General features: G+C 54.6%; 17 protein-coding genes, 1 pseudogene and 1 other annotated feature. Of the genes and pseudogenes, 1 reads left to right on the forward strand and 17 read right to left on the reverse strand.

Annotated features, from left to right (window positions below; translation table 11 throughout):
* Nucleotides 1-226: 226 nt before the first annotated feature.
* The 17 genes and pseudogenes from IKE44_RS01030 to IKE44_RS13705 form a co-directional block, all read right to left on the reverse strand.
* The gene (locus tag IKE44_RS01030; RefSeq protein WP_033014756.1) at nt 227-526 is read right to left on the reverse strand and encodes a DUF1292 domain-containing protein; all 300 of its coding nucleotides are present in this window, start codon (nt 524-526) and stop codon (nt 227-229) included.
* Nucleotides 527-541: 15 nt separating this feature from the next.
* Nucleotides 542-958 carry a Holliday junction resolvase RuvX gene (ruvX, locus tag IKE44_RS01035; protein WP_033014757.1) on the reverse strand — a complete coding sequence of 139 codons (417 nt, stop codon included), beginning with the start codon at nt 956-958 and terminating at the stop codon, nt 542-544.
* A gap of 3 nt (nt 959-961) precedes the next feature.
* A complete protein-coding gene (locus IKE44_RS01040) occupies nt 962-1,228 on the reverse strand; it encodes an IreB family regulatory phosphoprotein (protein WP_015375467.1) in 267 nt (88 codons plus the stop codon).
* Between the two features lie 97 nt (nt 1,229-1,325).
* On the reverse strand, nt 1,326-3,932 hold the full coding sequence (alaS, locus tag IKE44_RS01045; RefSeq protein ID WP_287464756.1) for an alanine--tRNA ligase: 2,607 nt from the start codon (nt 3,930-3,932) through the stop codon (nt 1,326-1,328).
* A 46-nt stretch (nt 3,933-3,978) separates the two neighbouring features.
* Nucleotides 3,979-4,202, reverse strand: a binding site (T-box leader).
* A gap of 47 nt (nt 4,203-4,249) precedes the next feature.
* Nucleotides 4,250-5,311, reverse strand: a complete 1,062-nt coding sequence (locus tag IKE44_RS01050; protein ID WP_033014760.1) for an AI-2E family transporter — start codon at nt 5,309-5,311, stop codon at nt 4,250-4,252.
* Between the two features lie 118 nt (nt 5,312-5,429).
* Nucleotides 5,430-5,564: a YrzQ family protein gene (locus tag IKE44_RS01055; RefSeq protein WP_013144658.1), complete on the reverse strand. Its 135-nt coding sequence runs from the start codon at nt 5,562-5,564 to the stop codon at nt 5,430-5,432.
* An 11-nt stretch (nt 5,565-5,575) separates the two neighbouring features.
* Nucleotides 5,576-5,767 carry a hypothetical protein gene (locus tag IKE44_RS01060; RefSeq protein WP_008881018.1) on the reverse strand — a complete coding sequence of 64 codons (192 nt, stop codon included), beginning with the start codon at nt 5,765-5,767 and terminating at the stop codon, nt 5,576-5,578.
* A 15-nt stretch (nt 5,768-5,782) separates the two neighbouring features.
* Entirely contained in the window at nt 5,783-6,256 is a 474-nt protein-coding gene (locus tag IKE44_RS01065; protein ID WP_049625196.1) for a PRC-barrel domain-containing protein, read from the reverse strand.
* A gap of 25 nt (nt 6,257-6,281) precedes the next feature.
* The gene (recD2, locus tag IKE44_RS01070) at nt 6,282-8,642 is read right to left on the reverse strand and encodes an SF1B family DNA helicase RecD2 (protein WP_287464759.1); all 2,361 of its coding nucleotides are present in this window, start codon (nt 8,640-8,642) and stop codon (nt 6,282-6,284) included.
* A 19-nt stretch (nt 8,643-8,661) separates the two neighbouring features.
* Nucleotides 8,662-9,324 (reverse strand): tetratricopeptide repeat protein, encoded by a 663-nt coding sequence (locus IKE44_RS01075; RefSeq protein ID WP_080986193.1) that lies wholly within the window; start codon nt 9,322-9,324, stop codon nt 8,662-8,664.
* A gap of 90 nt (nt 9,325-9,414) precedes the next feature.
* Nucleotides 9,415-10,530: a tRNA 2-thiouridine(34) synthase MnmA gene (gene mnmA / locus IKE44_RS01080; protein WP_033014767.1), complete on the reverse strand. Its 1,116-nt coding sequence runs from the start codon at nt 10,528-10,530 to the stop codon at nt 9,415-9,417.
* A gap of 99 nt (nt 10,531-10,629) precedes the next feature.
* A complete protein-coding gene (locus IKE44_RS01085; RefSeq protein WP_049626599.1) occupies nt 10,630-11,772 on the reverse strand; it encodes a cysteine desulfurase family protein in 1,143 nt (380 codons plus the stop codon).
* Nucleotides 11,773-11,799: 27 nt separating this feature from the next.
* The gene (gene cymR, locus IKE44_RS01090) at nt 11,800-12,216 is read right to left on the reverse strand and encodes a cysteine metabolism transcriptional regulator CymR (protein ID WP_287464761.1); all 417 of its coding nucleotides are present in this window, start codon (nt 12,214-12,216) and stop codon (nt 11,800-11,802) included.
* 19 nt (nt 12,217-12,235) lie between these two features.
* A complete protein-coding gene (locus IKE44_RS01095) occupies nt 12,236-12,460 on the reverse strand; it encodes a hypothetical protein (RefSeq protein WP_055357953.1) in 225 nt (74 codons plus the stop codon).
* 40 nt (nt 12,461-12,500) lie between these two features.
* Nucleotides 12,501-13,796, reverse strand: a complete 1,296-nt coding sequence (locus tag IKE44_RS01100; protein WP_033014774.1) for a replication-associated recombination protein A — start codon at nt 13,794-13,796, stop codon at nt 12,501-12,503.
* A gap of 107 nt (nt 13,797-13,903) precedes the next feature.
* Nucleotides 13,904-14,764, reverse strand: a complete 861-nt coding sequence (locus IKE44_RS01105) for a TetR/AcrR family transcriptional regulator (protein ID WP_049625199.1) — start codon at nt 14,762-14,764, stop codon at nt 13,904-13,906.
* A 1-nt stretch (nt 14,765) separates the two neighbouring features.
* Nucleotides 14,766-15,112 (reverse strand): annotated as a pseudogene (locus IKE44_RS13705) (efflux RND transporter permease subunit); the annotation flags it as partial.
* A gap of 264 nt (nt 15,113-15,376) precedes the next feature.
* Between IKE44_RS13705 and IKE44_RS01115 the strand changes: the two are divergent.
* Entirely contained in the window at nt 15,377-16,027 is a 651-nt protein-coding gene (locus IKE44_RS01115) for an RsfA family transcriptional regulator (RefSeq protein ID WP_049625200.1), read from the forward strand.
* Nucleotides 16,028-16,069: the final 42 nt, after the last annotated feature.

Consider the following 16,069-nt stretch of genomic DNA (forward strand, 5'->3'; position numbering starts at 1 on the left):
GATCAATTTTATAGTTTTGTGTACAATTCATCTGAAGTCCTCCTTGGTATGGTGAGTGATGTGGTTGACACCCCTGCATCATACCAAGAGGGCTTTTTTTGATCAAGTCCCCGGAAAAGCTCCTAACGGGAATGCTCCTTTCATCGGCCATATTATACTACAACTTTCGGCATTTTTCGCCTTTGGACGCTAAAAAACGGCCGCCCGCAGGCAGCCGTTTTGTCCGTTACGCCTCGTCTTCTCCTTCTTGCTCGGCGCAAAACGTATTCCACACTTCTTCAATCATATCCCATTCTTCTTCCGTTTCGATCGGGAGCAGCTCGCCCTCTTCGTTTTCATTGCCTGGGACAAAGGCTGAGACGTGCACCTCTGTCTCGCCGTCCTCATCTTCGGCTTCGGCGCCGACCGGATAGTAAAACACGTACGATTTGCCAAAATCGTCCGATTCAAACGTAAACAAAATTTCGCACAGCTGCTCGTTGCCTTGTTCGTCGACAACGGTAATATGACGGTCTCCGTGTTCCATGTTTTCTCCTCCAATTTATCGTTTACTGTCCAAATATGACTGCAAAATGACGGCCGCCGCCATTTTGTCGATCACTTTCCGCCGCTTTTTCCGGCTGACGTCGGCAGCGATCAACATCCGTTCGGCGGCCATCGTCGACAGCCGTTCATCCCAAAGCACAACGGGCAAAGAAAACTCCTCGCGCAGTTTGGCGGCGAACCGCTCACTTGCCTCAGCGCGCGGTCCGAGCGTGCCGTTCATGTTTTTCGGCCATCCGACGACGATCGCATCGACGCCGTACTCATCGATAAGGGCGCGCAGCCGCTCTAAACCATAATCGCCGCGCTCCGTATCAATGGCGATCGTCTCGAGTCCTTGCGCCGTCCAGCCAAGCTCATCGCTCACCGCGACGCCGAGCGTTTTCGTTCCGAGATCAAGCCCCAATATCCGCATCGGTCAATCCTTTCGTTGCCCCTGTAAATAGAATTTCACCAATTCCTCGATTAATTCGTCGCGTTCAATTTTGCGGATGAGCGCGCGCGCATCTTTATGGCGCGGGATGTAAGCCGGGTCGCCGGACAGCAGGTAGCCGACAATTTGGTTGATCGGGTTGTAGCCTTTTTCTTGCAAGGCGTCATACACCGTCAACAACACTTCGCGGACATTCGTTTCCGCCGGCTCTTCGGAAAAATGAAACTGCATCGTTTGGTCAAACGAGCTCACCGTTTCCACCTCGCTCCTTATTCAGGCACCCCGTCCTTTTACATCCATTGTACACGATCCGCGCCAATTAGGAAACGGATTTCACCCATGTTTCGACTTAACCGAGCGCTTCGCCGACCTTGCTTGGGTCCTTGCCGCCAGCTTGCGCCAAATCCGGGCGCCCGCCGCCGCCCCCACCGCAACGCGACGCTACTTCTTTCACCAGCTTGCCGGCATGGAATCCTTTTTTCACCAAATCGTCCGTTACTGCGGCAATCAGTTGCACTTTTCCGCCCTGGGCGGACGCCAACACGATGACCGCCGTGCCGAGCTTTTGTTTCAAATCATCAGCCATGGCCCGCAGTTGATTCATGTCATTGGCCTGCACTTTTGCCGCCAACACCGGCACGCCGTTTACATCTTTCACTTGACGGGTGAGGTGCTCAGCTTCCATATGGGCGAGGCGGGCAGCAAGCGATTCATTTTCGCGTTCGAGCTCTTTCAGCTCGGCAAACAGTCCGTCAAGACGCGCATTCAATTCTTTCGGGCTTGTTTTCAGTTTTTGCGCCGCCTCTTGCAAAATAGCCAGCTGTTCACTCATAAAGCGGTATGCCGCTTCTCCGGTCACCGCTTCAATCCGACGCGTGCCGGCGCCGATGCCGGACTCGGAGACGATTTTAAACAACCCGATGGCTGATGTGTTGGGCACATGGCAGCCTCCGCACAGCTCGAGGCTGTAGTCGCCGACTTTGACGACGCGGACGATGTCGCCGTATTTTTCGCCAAACAGCGCCATCGCGCCCATCGCTTTCGCTTCCTCGAGCGGTTTATAAAAAATGTCAACCGGGAGGCTTTTCCAAATTTGTTCGTTGACGATGGCTTCGATGCGCTCGAGCTCCTCTGGCTTCACTTGCCCAAAATGGGTGAAGTCAAAACGAAGCCGGTCCGGGGTGACAAGCGACCCCGCTTGGTTGACATGGCGGCCGAGCACGTCTTTTAGCGCTTGATGGAGCAAATGGGTTGCCGTATGGTTTTTGATAATGCGGGCCCGTTTCGCTTCATCAACGCGCGCCGTATACACCGCACCTTTTTTCACCGTACCACTCTCGACGATGATCGCATGAAGATGTTGGCCGTTCGGCGCTTTTTGCACATCTTTGACGACCGCTGTTCCTGTTTCGCTTTCAAACACGCCTTGGTCAGCGATTTGTCCGCCGCTTTCGGCGTAAAATGGCGTCACATCGACGATGATTTGCGCCTCTTCACCGGCGCGGACTTCCTCGACAAGCTGTCCGTCTTTGACGATGGCGAGAACGGTGGAAGAAGCGACGAGCTCATCGTAACCGACGAAGCGGCTTTCGTCTTTAATGTCGCCAAGGACGCCGCCTTGCACCTGCATCGAATCCACGTCTTGGCGGGCGGCGCGTGCCCGTTCGCGCTGCCATTCCATTTCTCGTTCAAACCCGTCATGGTCGACTTTCATTCCCGCTTCTGCCGCGTATTCCTCCGTCAGCTCGATCGGGAAGCCGTACGTATCGTACAGACGGAACACGTCCTCGCCGGGGATGACGTCGCTTCCTTCGGATTTGGCCTTCTCGATCACGTTGCTTAAAATGGCGAGCCCTTCGTGAAGCGTCTCATGGAACCGCTCCTCCTCACTGCGGATGACGCGGGCGATAAAATCGGCTTTTTCTTTCACTTCCGGATAATAGTCATGCATAATTTCGCCGACAACCGGGACGAGCTCGTACATAAACGGACGCTCAATGCCGATGTGTTTCGCGTAGCGCACGGCGCGGCGGAGCAGGCGGCGCAGCACATAACCGCGGCCCTCGTTGGACGGCAGCGCCCCATCGCCGATCGCAAACGTCACCGCGCGAATATGGTCGGCGATCACTTTAAACGCGACGTCTTTCTCCGGATCTTCGCCATACCGTTCGCCGGAAATTTGCTCGGTGGCGCGGATGATCGGCATAAACAAGTCGGTTTCAAAGTTTGTCGGCACATCTTGCAAAATCGAGCACATCCGCTCCAAGCCCATGCCGGTGTCGATGTTTTTCTTCGGCAGCGGCGTGTACGTGCCGTCCGGGTTATGGTTGAACTGCGAAAAGACAAGGTTCCATACTTCCAAGTAGCGCTCGTTTTCCCCGCCTGGGTACAGCTCCGGGTCGTTCGGGTCGTTGCCGAACGCTTCACCGCGGTCATAAAAAATTTCCGTATTCGGGCCGCTCGGGCCTTCGCCGATGTCCCAGAAGTTGCCTTCAAGGCGAATGATCCGCTCTTTTGGCAAGCCGATTTCGTTGCGCCAAATGTTGTACGCTTCCTCGTCTTCCGGATGGATCGTGACGGACAACCGTTCCGGATCAAAACCGAGCCATTTGTCGCTCGTTAAAAACTCCCATGCCCAATGGATCGCTTCACGCTTGAAATAATCGCCGATCGAAAAGTTGCCGAGCATTTCAAAAAACGTATGGTGGCGCGCCGTTTTCCCGACATTTTCGATATCGTTCGTGCGAATCGATTTTTGCGCATTGCAAATGCGCGGATTTTCGGGAATGATGCGGCCGTCAAAATACTTTTTCAACGTCGCGACGCCGCTGTTGATCCACAGCAGCGACGGGTCGTCAACCGGAATGAGCGATGCGCTCGGCTCCACCATATGGCCTTTTTCCTGGAAAAACTCTAAAAACATGCGCCGCACTTCGGCAGATGTCAGTTTCTTCATGATGATCCTCTCCTTTGTTTTTTCTATAAAAAAACTCCCATCCCTTGGCAGGGACGAGAGTTGCGCTCGCGGTACCACCCTGTTTATGGGCAGAAAATGCCCATCACCTCTTCGGCCGTAACGCAGCCTTGCGTCAGGTTTTGCCTGCGCTCCGGATTAGCCTTCTGTTGCCCTTCATCTGGAATTTCTTTCAGCCGCGGAAATTCCTCTCTGTGCGCCGGTTGCGCGTTAAGATGGACTGCAACATACTCGATCCATCATCGCGTTATGTATTCGCTTTGTTCATTGAAAGATTATAGACAAGCAGCAAGCGTTTGTCAATGCGGGGCGTAATGTTCTTTCCAGTGCGATACAGCCACTTTCAGCACTGCTGCAGTCGGGACGGCGAGGATGAGGCCGAGCACGCCGGCCAGCTCGCCGCCGGCAAACAGCGCGAACATAATGACAAGCGGATGCATATGCACGCTTTTGCCGACAATGAACGGTGATAAAACGTTCCCTTCAAGAAACTGCAAGGCAAAAATGATGATCAGCACGATGATCACCATTTTGAGCGAGATGGTCGCCGCCAAAATCACAGCCGGAATCGCGCCGAGCAACGGGCCGAAGTACGGAATGATGTTCGTCAGCCCGATGATAAATCCAAGCAAAAGCGGATAGTCCATGCCGGCGAGCCAAAGGCCGAGCGACGCCGCAAGACCGATCGCTGCACAGACGAACAGCTGGCCGCGAATGTAGCCGCCAAGCGATTCATCGACATCCTTCAAAAACGTCATCCCCGGCCCACGCCACCGCTTCGGTGTCATGTACCAAATCGCTTTTTTCAACACATCGATGTCTTTTAACATATAGAAGACGATAAACGGAATGATCAACAGCGTCGCCGCCGAACCGATGAACGATTTGGCGGCGTTGATCGCCATCGCGACGGCGGCCGCCGCTGCCTGCTCGATCTCGCCAAACATCGCCTCGATGCGTGTGTGCACCTCAAGCGGCCAATTCGACGTCTCGTCGTGGATGTGGCGCACCCATTGGCGGTATGTATTCATCAAAGACGGCAGCTGTTCATCCAGTTCACGCAACTGGGCGATGAATAGCGGCACGCCGCGGTACAAGCCGTAACCGACCAAACCGAAAAACAACAAATAAATCAACAAAATGGCAAGGGCGCGCGGCATTCCCTTGCGATGGATGGATTCCACAAGCGGGTAGAGCAAATACGTAATAAACGACGCCAGCAAAAACGGCGTCAACACCGTTGCGATAAAATCAATGACCGGCCGCCAAACGTCTTTCATCCGAACGATCAAATAGATGATTGCCGTCATGAGCAGCCATTTTCCGATGCGAAAGAACGACAGCCATTGTTGCTCGCCCATCGCCACACCTCCTACCGTTTAGTGTAGGAGATGCGGCGGGAAATATGCCTTCACCGCTTTTAGCACTATTTGACAGCCACAAGGCGACGCCCCCGCGCAAAGGCGAGGGCGAGCGCCGTCAGCGGATCGCTTGCATCAAGCGGCGGCGCATCCTCCGCATCGTGCGACCGTTCATCCAATCGTTTCGTTGGGCGAGCTGATAAGCGGCGACGCCTAATCCGACTGCTAACAGCGACGTCATCATCCGGTTCATGCGTGTCCCCCCTAAAATTGGATCGTGCGTTCGTGGTCGTCAAACAAGTCGTCAAGAGAACTCAACGTTCCGTCTTCTTCCACTTGATGGGCGTGGATCATCCCTTTCGAGACGGACAGCTCAATGAAGCAATCCCAGCAATAATACTGGTTGACACCAATTTTCCCCAGATTTTTTCGCTTGCAATTGGGGCAAATGAGCATCGACAGCCACTCTCCTTACATCATAGTTTCCACGGTGATCACGCCTTCCCTGGCGGTGAACGGAACTGCCTTCATCCGTTTCTTTCCTTCGGTCAAATCGGAAAAAAATCCCTCGCTGATCTCGTATCCGTCAATTTTGCCCAATTGCCCGTCAAAATATACGTCATCCAACAGTCCGATCGTTGTTCCGTCCGCGGCGACAACCATGCTGCCGGCGAGGCCGCGTTCGCCGTAAAGAGAGTGGCCGCTGTCAGAAGAAGGAAACAACTGGAAGCTATCGGCATCACAGATGATGACTCGGTCGTTTTCGAACGACTGCACGGCGGAAAGCGGCAAGTAGCGGCGGCGGCCAAACAAACCGTCCCGTTCCGCTACCAACCCTTTGACCGTGCCGTGGCTGGTAAACCAAATGTCCGCGATCGTCCCGACCGCTTTCCCTGTCGTTTGCTCATAAATGGGAAGCCCTTTGACGTCGGAAAACGTCCGCATCGTTCTCCCACCTTTCCAGCCACCTTTAGCTTGGCTCATCGCCCATAAAGTCATACGGCGTAACGTTTTCCATCCCCATGTTCGCCTCTTCAAACGGCAGTTCGACCTCGACAAACGGCGCCGCCGCCCCCGCCAGCTTCTCAGCGAGCGCCGTCTGGCGCGCTCCGTCGCTTTGTTTTGCGACGCCGAATCGAAACGCTTCCTCTTCCCCGCATAAAACGAGAAACTGCTTGCTTCTTGTCACCGCAGTATACAACAAATTCCGTTTCAACATCCGGTAATAGCTTTTGACGACGGGCAAAATGACGATTGGAAACTCGCTTCCTTGCGCCTTATGAACCGAACAGCAGTACGCATGGGTGATTTGTCCTAAATCTTGCCGTGTGTACGTCACTTCAATGCCATCAAACGAGACGACGAGCAAGTCTTGCTTTTCGATATTTTCTTTGGCGTAAAAAATGGCAACGATTTCGCCGATGTCGCCGTTAAACACATTGTCTTCCGGTTGATTGACGAGCTGCAGCACCTTATCGCCGACGCGGTAGACGATCTCACCGACCGACAGCTCCCGCTTCCCCTCAGCCGGCGGGTTGAACAGCTCTTGAAGCGCTTTGTTCAATTGGTCAATGCCCGCTGGACCACGGTACATCGGGGCGAGCACTTGAATATCTTTGACGGAAAACCCTTTTTTGCGCGCGTTGTCCGCGATTTGCCGCACGACATCGACGACCTGGCCCGCACGGCAGCGGATGAATGAACGGTCTGCCTTCGGAGCGGTCAAATCGTCCGGCACGACGCCGCGCTTCATCTCATGAGCGAGCTCGATGATCGATGATCCTTCCGCCTGGCGATACACCTCGGTCAACCGAGCGAACGGAATGACGCCTGAAGAGAGCAAGTCTTTCAGCACTTGCCCTGGCCCGACGGATGGCAATTGATCCTCATCGCCGACAAAAATGACTTGCATGCCGTTTGGCACGGCTTTTAACAGCTGGTTGGCGAGCCACGTGTCGACCATCGACATCTCATCGATGACAAGCAGCTTGCCGGAAATCGGTTCGTTCTCGTCGCGGCTGAACCCTTCCGCCCCATTCCAGCCAAGCAAGCGGTGGATCGTCGCCGCCGGCAGCCCGGTCGCCTCGCTCATCCGCTTCGCCGCTCGGCCGGTCGGTGCGGCCAGCAGCACCGGAAACGGCTCGCCTTGTTTGTAGTCAGCCGGGTCAAGAGACAGGCCGTTTAGGGCGGCAAACAGCTCGACGATGCCTTTGATGACCGTCGTTTTCCCCGTTCCCGGACCGCCGGTCAAAATAAACAGCGGCGAAGAAAGCGCTTGTTGGATCGCTTCCCTTTGCTGGGGGGCATATTGCATGCCAAGCTGTTCCTCAAGCGCCCCAAGCGCCAGCAAAAACTCCGACTCGGCAAACGCCGACGGCGGCGTCTGCCCGAGCAGCCGCTTAATGTTGGAGACGATCCCTTTCTCGGCGAAGTAAAGGGAAGGGAGATAATAACGCCCTTGCTCGGCGATCAGCTTCCCTTCTTCGCTTAACATCAGAAGCGTTTGGCTGATCGCTCGTCCATCCACCGCACCGCTTTGCCTTCCGTCAAGCAGCTCCCCGATGCGCTCCATCAGCTCTTTTTCGCGCAAATAAACGTGCCCTTCCTGCAAGCACGCCTGTTCAAGAACAAACAACGAGGCGGCGCGCAGCCGGGCCGGATGGCTACCGGAAATGCCGAGCTGGCGCCCGATTTCATCAGCGCGGCCAAAGCCGATCCCTTCGATATCCTCAACGAGCTGGTACGGGTTCTCGTGGATGATGTCAACCGCTTCTTCGCCATACGCTTGGTAAATTTTCATGGCCAGCTGCGGGCCAAAACCGAGCTGGGCGAGGGCGATCATCGTTTGCTCAAGCCCTTCGTGGGCGCGAAGCGCATCGTACAGCTGCTTCGCCTTTTTTTTCGTCAGCTTCGGCACACGCTCTAGCGCCCTGGGGTCGCGCAAAATCGCGGCGATCGCGTTTTCGCCGAGCGTCTCGACAATCGCCGCAGCCGTTTTTTTGCCGATTCCTTTAAACAAACCGCTCGATAAATAATGAATGACTCCTTCTTTCGTGTTCGGAAGCTGTTTGCGGAACTGACTAGCCGCATATTGGCGGCCAAAACGCGGATGTTGGCGGAATTGTCCGTAAAAGATGTAGACGTCCCCTTCGTTTAAACGCGGAAAATAGCCGGTGACGACGACTTCCTCCTCAACGGGCGCTTCGTTCGTTTCCTCAACGCGCACGCGGACGACCGTGTACAATGTTTCCTCATTATGAAAAATGACCGCCAAGCACACTCCTTTAATGAACGTGCGTCCGTCAAGGGCGAGGATTTGTTGCTCTTGCAACAGCCATCCCCCTGCCTTTTTACGGCGCAAGCCGCTTTTCCATCAGTTTCTTTCCGTATCCGGCAAGCACGTGATCGGGCTTGGCTTCCAAGGCAGCGGCAAACATATTGCGGGCGGCATCGAGCTCATCTTTGTACGCATAAATGACGCCTAAATTGTAGTACGCATCAGCGTGGCGCGGATCGAGTTCCAACGTTTTTTCGAAATAACGCTTCGCCTCATCGACGTAATCGAGTGTGGCGAGGCAAAGGCCAAGCTGAAACAGCGCTTCGGCATCCGTCTCGTTCAGATCAGTCGCGCGCTGCAAATACGGCAGCGCCAGCCGCGGCATCTCGAGCCGCCATAAGGACATGCCGAGCATAAAATGCGTATCGGCATCGTCAAGACCAAGCCCTAGCGCGCGCTCAAACATATCTTTCGCTTTCGCGAACTGCTCACGCTTATAATGCACTGTACCCATGCCGTAATACGCGGCCGCCGCCTTCTTGTCAATTTTCAACGCCTGCCGGAAACAGTCAAGCGCCTTCTCTTCTTCACCGGCAGCAACGAGAACCGTGCCAATGTTAATGTACCCGGCTGGATCGTCCGGATGCTGTTCGACCGCAGCGGAAAAACAGCGGATGGCTTCCTCATACTTCCCCTCGCGCATATACCTCAAGCCTTGTTCGTTGAAATTGGCCACCGCCCATCCCCTCCCTGATTCAACGTGATTTTCAAGCAATGGCCTCCAGCCTAATAGCCTGGTTGAAGATCGTGCGCACCGGCACATCCGTCAACCAACATACCAAAGCTTTTCGCCGTTGCGGAACACTTCATCGATGATGCCGCCGCCAAGACACTCCTCGCCGTTGTAGAACACAACCGCCTGCCCCGGCGTCACCGCCCGCGCCGGCTCATCGAACACGACTTCGGCTTTGCCGTCTGGAAGCGGTCGAACTTCGACGCCGACATCCGGCTGGCGATAGCGGAATTTCGCCGTACAGCGGAACGGCGCTTCCGGTTTGCGGTCAGACACCCAGTTGACATCGATCGCTTTTAATGATGTGGAGTACAAATAATCGTTTTCAAACCCTTGGGCAACATACAACACGTTTTCGCGCACATCCTTGCCGACGACAAACCACGGCTCGCCGCCGCCGCCGATGCCAAGGCCGTGGCGCTGGCCGATCGTGTAATACATGACGCCGTCATGCCGCCCTTTCACTTCGCCATCGAGCGTTTTCATCACTCCCGGCTGAGCCGGCAAATAATGGCTCAAAAATTCTTTGAAATCGCGTTCGCCGATAAAGCAAATGCCCGTGCTGTCTTTTTTTCCAGCGGTGGCGAGTCCAGCCTCTTTGGCGATCCGGCGCACGTCCGCTTTCTGCAAATGGCCGATCGGAAACATCACTTTCGACAGCTGAGCTTGGCCGAGCTGGTTTAAAAAGTACGTTTGGTCTTTGTTCGGGTCGGCTCCACGCAGCATTTTATATTCGCCATCGCGAAACTCGACGCGGGCGTAATGGCCAGTTGCGATGTAATCGGCGCCGATCGACATGGCGTGCTCTAAAAACGCCTTGAACTTAATTTCCTTATTGCACATCACGTCCGGGTTCGGCGTGCGCCCGGCTTTGTATTCATTCAAAAAGTACGTAAACACTTTGTCCCAATACTGTTTTTCAAAATTGACCGCATAATACGGGATGCCGATTTGATTGCAAACGCGCACGACGTCTTCGTAGTCCTCAGTCGCCGTGCAAACGCCGTTTTCATCGGTGTCATCCCAGTTTTTCATAAAAATGCCGATCACATCATATCCTTGTTCTTTCAATAGCAGCGCAGCGACCGACGAGTCGACCCCGCCGGACATGCCGACGACGACGCGCGTTTCGTGCGGCGCTTTGTTCATGCTGTTTCCCTCCCTCTAGAAATGTTGATTTATCAAGGCTTTTCGGCCCCTCAGGGGTGTCCAAAAAATATTTTTCGACAAAATCCCTTACATCCTCCTTTAGCGGTTTGTGAGCCGCTTTATGATCTTCACTGTTTCCTCGGCCGCCCGCTCAATTTGTTCCATCGTATTGCCGAGCCCGAAGCTGAAGCGCACAGACGAACGGATGCGCTCCGACTCTTTTCCGCACATCGCGACAAGCACGTGCGACGGGTCGATTGATCCGGCGGTGCATGCTGACCCGCTCGAGGCGGCAATGCCGGCTAAATCCAAGTTCACGAGCAGCGATTCGACATTCGTTCCCGGGAAGGCGACATTCAAAATATGCGGCAGGCCATCCGGGCGGCCGTTGACCGCATAATCGATCCCTGAGGAGCGGAAAATCGCAAGCATCGCCTCGCGCCACGCCGCATATTGCCGACGTTTCTCTTCCCTTGTTCGCTCAGCGATTTCCGCCGCCTGCGCCAAGCCGATGATGCCGGGGACGTTTTCCGTGCCGGCGCGCCGCTTCCGCTCCTGTTCGCCGCCGAAAAAGAGCGGAGTGATGCGGACCGTTTCCCGGACATACAAAGCTCCGCTTCCTTTCGGGCCGTTGATTTTATGAGCAGAAATCGACAGCAAATCGATCCCGTATTCATTCACATCGATCGGAAGAAGCCCGTACGCCTGGACGGCGTCCGTATGGAAATAAGCCGGATGATCGCGAAGCAGCGCCCCGATTTCTCGAATCGGCTGGATCGTGCCGACTTCGTTGTTGGCAAACATGACCGACACCAAAACGGTCTCATCGCGCAGCGCGGCCTTGACATCCTCGACCGATACGGTCCCTTGTTCGTCAACGGGCAAATACGTGACCTTAAACCCTTGCGTCTCTAAATATTCACAAGCGCGCAGCACCGCATGATGCTCGATGGCGGTTGTAATGATATGATTGCCGCGGCCACGGTTCGCTATGGCCGTTCCGATGACCGCAAAGTTATCCGCTTCCGTGCCGCCGCTTGTAAACACAATCTCCGTCTCTTTCGCCCCAATCGAGCGGGCGACAACAGCCCTCGCTTCATCGACCGCGCGGCGGCTCTGCCGTCCAAAATGATGGATGCTTGACGGGTTGCCGAACTGTTCCGTCATCCACTGAACCATACCGGCAGCTACGTCTGGATGGACAGGGGAAGTTGCCGCATGGTCCAAATAAATCCGTTCCAACGGTCATTCTCCTTTCCTTTCTGTTGCTTAAATATAAAACATATATGCCCCTTCATCCCCGTCGCTATACTTCGCCAAATCTTCGAGCGTTGTGCTGTCGAGCACTTCCTCGACCGCATCGCGGATGCGAATCCATAGCTCGCGCTTCGCCGGCTCTTCCTCCTCGAGCTCCTCGACCGGGGTCAGCGGCCCCTCCAACACGCGCAAAATGTCGCCGGCGGTGATTTTCGCCGGATGCTCAGCGAGCACATAGCCGCCATACGCTCCACGAATGCTTTTGACGAGCCCGGCGTTGCGCAACGGCGTGACGAGCTGCTCTAAATAATGTTCAGATAAATTGTTCGCCTTGGCGATCGAACGAAGCGAGATCGGACGATCGCCATATTTTGTGGCCAATTCAATCATAATCGTCAAGCCATATCGGCCTTTCGTCGAAATCTTCATTCATATCCCTCCTAACCGCTTAACCCTTGCGGCCGAGTGCCGGCGGCCGGTCCAAGCAGGCGGCTTGCGACCTTTTGGCATTACGGCAGCACCAAGCCGGCATCGAACCGATCGTCACACAAAAAAGGAACGTGCCAAACGACACCGGGCCGCCGAGCAACCAGCCGGCCAACAGCACGAACGCTTCGATCCCGATGCGAATGTACGCCACGTTCCATCCGGTCAGCTCGGTCAAAGCGAGCATGAAACGCCTATGTTATTATATCATAAAAATCCCTTTCCCTTCACGGCTGAACCTTGACCTCTTGTTTCAACTGCTCAAGCCGCCGGTACACCTTGGCGTAATGTTTTTCCTCGCCATGCTCTTTCGGTTCATAATAGCGGACGCCTTCCAGAGCGGAGGGCAAATACGCTTGCGCCACCCAGCCGTTCGGATAATCGTGCGGATACAAGTAGCCTTGTCCACGCCCGAGTGCAGCCGCCCCTTTGTAATGAGCGTCTTTTAAATGATCCGGAATATCGCCAAGCTTGCCGGAACGGACATCGGCAATGGCAGCGTCCAGCGCCTTGTAAGCACTGTTGGATTTCGGGCTTAAACAGAGTTCAATCGTCACAACCGCGAGCGGAATGCGCGCTTCCGGCAGTCCGAGGCGTTCCGCCGCTTCGACCGCTGCCTGTACTTTCACTCCCATCATCGGATTGGCAAGTCCGATGTCCTCATAAGCCATCACAAGCAATCTCCGGCAAACGGACGCCAAGTCTCCGCCTTCAAGCAGACGGGCCAAATAATGAAGCGCGGCATCGGCATCGCTGCCGCGCACGCTTTTTTGAAACGCGGACAACAACGAATAATAATGATCGCCATATTTGTCATGGGTAAAACCGCGGTTTGCGGTGCATGAAGCCACGATATCCTCATCAATATACAAGCGGCCGTGGCGCTCATCGGCAGCCGCAACCGCCGCCTCCAGAAGCGAAAGCGCGACGCGCGCATCCCCACCGGCTGCCTCGGCGATGCGCCATAACAACGACTCGTCAATGACAACCGGCGGCTCGCCGACCCCTCGTTCCGGATCAGCGAGCGCCCGCTTCAGAATGATCATGAGGTCATCCGGCTTGAGCGGTTTCAGTTGTTGGATTTGCCCGCAGCGGCTGCGAATGGCGGGATTGACCTCGTGAAACGGGTTTTCCGTTGTGGCGCCAATCAAGGTCACGAGCCCGGATTCGAGATGCGGCAACAAAACGTCTTGCTGCGCTTTATTCAGCCGATGGATTTCGTCGATAAACAACACGACGTTCCCTGACCAGCGCGCCGCTTCGACTGCCTCTTCGATTTCCTTTTTGCCGGCGGCCGTCGCATTGATAGCGACCCATTCGCGCCTGGCGGTGCGGGCAATGGCGTAAGCGAGCGACGTCTTCCCTGTCCCCGGCTCTCCGTAAAGCAAAAGCGATGGAACATGACCTTTTTTGACCATTTTATAAAGCGGCGTACTAGGGCCAATGATGTGCTGTTGCCCAACGATCTCATCGATCGTCCGCGGCCGCATCCGCCAAGCAAGCGGCTCCGTCGTTTTGGGCATGCCGACCCCCTCCTTGAGATTGATGACGCTATGTTCACAGACATCCTCCGATGCCGCCTATTCATTTTCGGCGAATGGGGCGTCTCCCCGTGGGAAAATCGGTGGTTTTAATAAAAATAGCGTTCAATGGCCTCCTTCAACTCATTGTACAGCGGAAGCGAGTATTTCGCCAAATAGAGCAGAAGCGCCTCCACCATAAACCGCCTAGCTGTCTCCCCTTTCTCGAGTTCTTCCTTCAATAAGCGCAGCGAGCGAAGAATATCGTCTTCAACCGGACGCAGCGCCGCCATGCGCTCTAAACAGCTGATGGCCCGTTCTTTCCATTGACTCCGCTCTTGGGTCGCCGCAGCAATGTAATCCGCCATCACCGTTTCATCGAGCAATCCCGTCTTGCCGTCAAGCAGGCTGGCAACGATGGCATCAAGCCGATCGAGCAAGAAGGGGGCAAGCTTCTCAGGAAGCAGCGGTTTTCGGTCTACCGCCAAGTAAATCAGATATTCTTTCAGCATTCCGTTGAGCATCGTCGCGCAATCAAACGAAACTGGACGCACTTGTTCGCCGTATATGTCTTCAATCGCCCGGCGATACCAGTGGAGCGTATGGGCGCGGATGCGAAACACCAGATGCTGCACCTCATGGCTCACCTTCACAGCTTGTTCGCCCAACTGCATTTGCGCCAGCTCTTTATGTTCGTCAAACAGCTGGATTTGTACAGTCAACTGACGCCTTAACCGCTCGCGCGCGGTTAAGGCGGGATCAGCCTCGATTTGTTTAAGCTGGCGAAACAAAACTTCATAATGGTAGCGGAAAATCGATACAGCCAACTCTTCCTTCGATTTGAAATAATTGTAAATCGAACCTTTGGCTACTCCGCTCCGCTCGGCTATTTCCTGCATAGAGGTAGCGTGATAGCCTTTTTCGGCGAATAATTTCATCGCCGTTTCAATGATGTCCTCTTTCCGTCCCAATGTTTTCTCCTTCCTTACTCCTTCTTGTGACATCGGATGGGATCTTCAAATCATTTACATGTTTCGAAATATCATTCGTTACTTTCTGAATGTTGTCGCCGACAATCTGGGCGGATACGCGGGCAAACACTTTTCCGTCCAGCTTTTGAATGGACGTATACACGTCCGCCTCTTTCACTTCGGCGACAGCTGAAAGTGGAATCACTCCGTTTCTCGTCACGATCGGAAGCTCTTTCAACTCATCGATCCCAACGTTTCATCATACGAAAGTTCGACTTGCTCATCCTTGCCGCCGAGTTTCAGCGTCCCCACATCGACCGGTTTGGTCGCATCGGCCACCGCCCCCAGCCAGTCCTAGAAACATGAGCAAAAACGAACATACAAACACAGCTGCCGCATTTTTCAAACTGAACCTGGTCAAAAACGTCATCATGCCACCTCTCATCCTACGATTTTGACCAATAATTCTAATTGTTTTGGACTGACCGGTCATACAAAACTATTTCTATGATACATGAAAATGGGAAAAAATGAAAAGGGCGAAGTTTAAAGTGGAAATCAAACGGAAAAACTATGACCATATCAACATTACCATTTGATGGGGTGGACAACATGAAAACAAGACAGGATGCTTGGTCACATGAAGAAGATGTACTGTTGGCTGAAACGGTGCTGCAATATATACGCGAAGGAAAAACGCAACTTGCCGCTTTTGAAGTCGTTGGGAGACAACTGCACCGCACAGCGGCGGCATGCGGGTTCCGCTGGAACGCCGAGGTGCGGAAACGACACCTTGAAGCCATTGAACAGGCAAAAAAACAGCGAAAAGAACGGAAACGGGCATTGGAAATGATGAAAAAATGGCAAAAGGAGGCGGCCGCCGTATCGTTCGGCGCCCCTGACGATCCGAAACTTGCCGAGGGATCGTCCCCGTTTCTCCCGGCTGCCCCGTTGACGCTTGACGAGTGCATTTCCTTTTTGCAAAGGCTGCGGAACGACGTTGAGCAGCTGGAAGCCGCCCGCCGGGAAAACGAGCGACTGAAACGGGAACGGGCGGAGTGGCAGGCTCGCAATGAACAGTTGGCCAAAAAGGCCGAACGCTTGGAAGCGCGCCAGACGACGGTGCACGAAGATTACGAGGCGCTCGTCAAAATTATGGCCCGCGCCCGTCAGCTTGCCTCCGAAGAAGGCGACCGCTTTTCCCTCGCCCAGCTTCTTCTCTCCGAAACGGGCGGACAAGTCGAACCGATGGCCCATTCATAACAAAACAAGAGGCAATCATGCATCGCTCCTTGTCTGCCCATC

The sequence above is a fragment of the Geobacillus sp. genome, assembly GCF_017515625.1.
In the GTDB taxonomy this organism is placed as follows: domain Bacteria; phylum Bacillota; class Bacilli; order Bacillales; family Anoxybacillaceae; genus Geobacillus; species Geobacillus stearothermophilus.

Bases quoted from the DNA above. Each gene is read 5' to 3' on its own strand.
- IKE44_RS01030 (WP_033014756.1), bottom strand. From the start codon at position 526: ATGGAACACGGAGACCGTCATATTACCGTTGTCGACGAACAAGGCAAC.
- ruvX (WP_033014757.1), bottom strand. From the start codon at position 958: ATGCGGATATTGGGGCTTGATCTCGGAACGAAAACGCTCGGCGTCGCG.
- alaS (WP_287464756.1), bottom strand. From the start codon at position 3,932: ATGAAGAAACTGACATCTGCCGAAGTGCGGCGCATGTTTTTAGAGTTT.
- IKE44_RS01050 (WP_033014760.1), bottom strand. From the start codon at position 5,311: ATGGGCGAGCAACAATGGCTGTCGTTCTTTCGCATCGGAAAATGGCTG.
- IKE44_RS01055 (WP_013144658.1), bottom strand. From the start codon at position 5,564: ATGAACCGGATGATGACGTCGCTGTTAGCAGTCGGATTAGGCGTCGCC.
- IKE44_RS01060 (WP_008881018.1), bottom strand. From the start codon at position 5,767: ATGCTCATTTGCCCCAATTGCAAGCGAAAAAATCTGGGGAAAATTGGT.
- IKE44_RS01065 (WP_049625196.1), bottom strand. From the start codon at position 6,256: ATGCGGACGTTTTCCGACGTCAAAGGGCTTCCCATTTATGAGCAAACG.
- mnmA (WP_033014767.1), bottom strand. From the start codon at position 10,530: ATGAACAAAGCGCCGCACGAAACGCGCGTCGTCGTCGGCATGTCCGGC.
- cymR (WP_287464761.1), bottom strand. From the start codon at position 12,216: ATGAAGATTTCGACGAAAGGCCGATATGGCTTGACGATTATGATTGAA.
- IKE44_RS01095 (WP_055357953.1), bottom strand. From the start codon at position 12,460: ATGCTCGCTTTGACCGAGCTGACCGGATGGAACGTGGCGTACATTCGC.
- IKE44_RS01100 (WP_033014774.1), bottom strand. From the start codon at position 13,796: ATGCCCAAAACGACGGAGCCGCTTGCTTGGCGGATGCGGCCGCGGACG.
- IKE44_RS01115 (WP_049625200.1), top strand. From the start codon at position 15,377: ATGAAAACAAGACAGGATGCTTGGTCACATGAAGAAGATGTACTGTTG.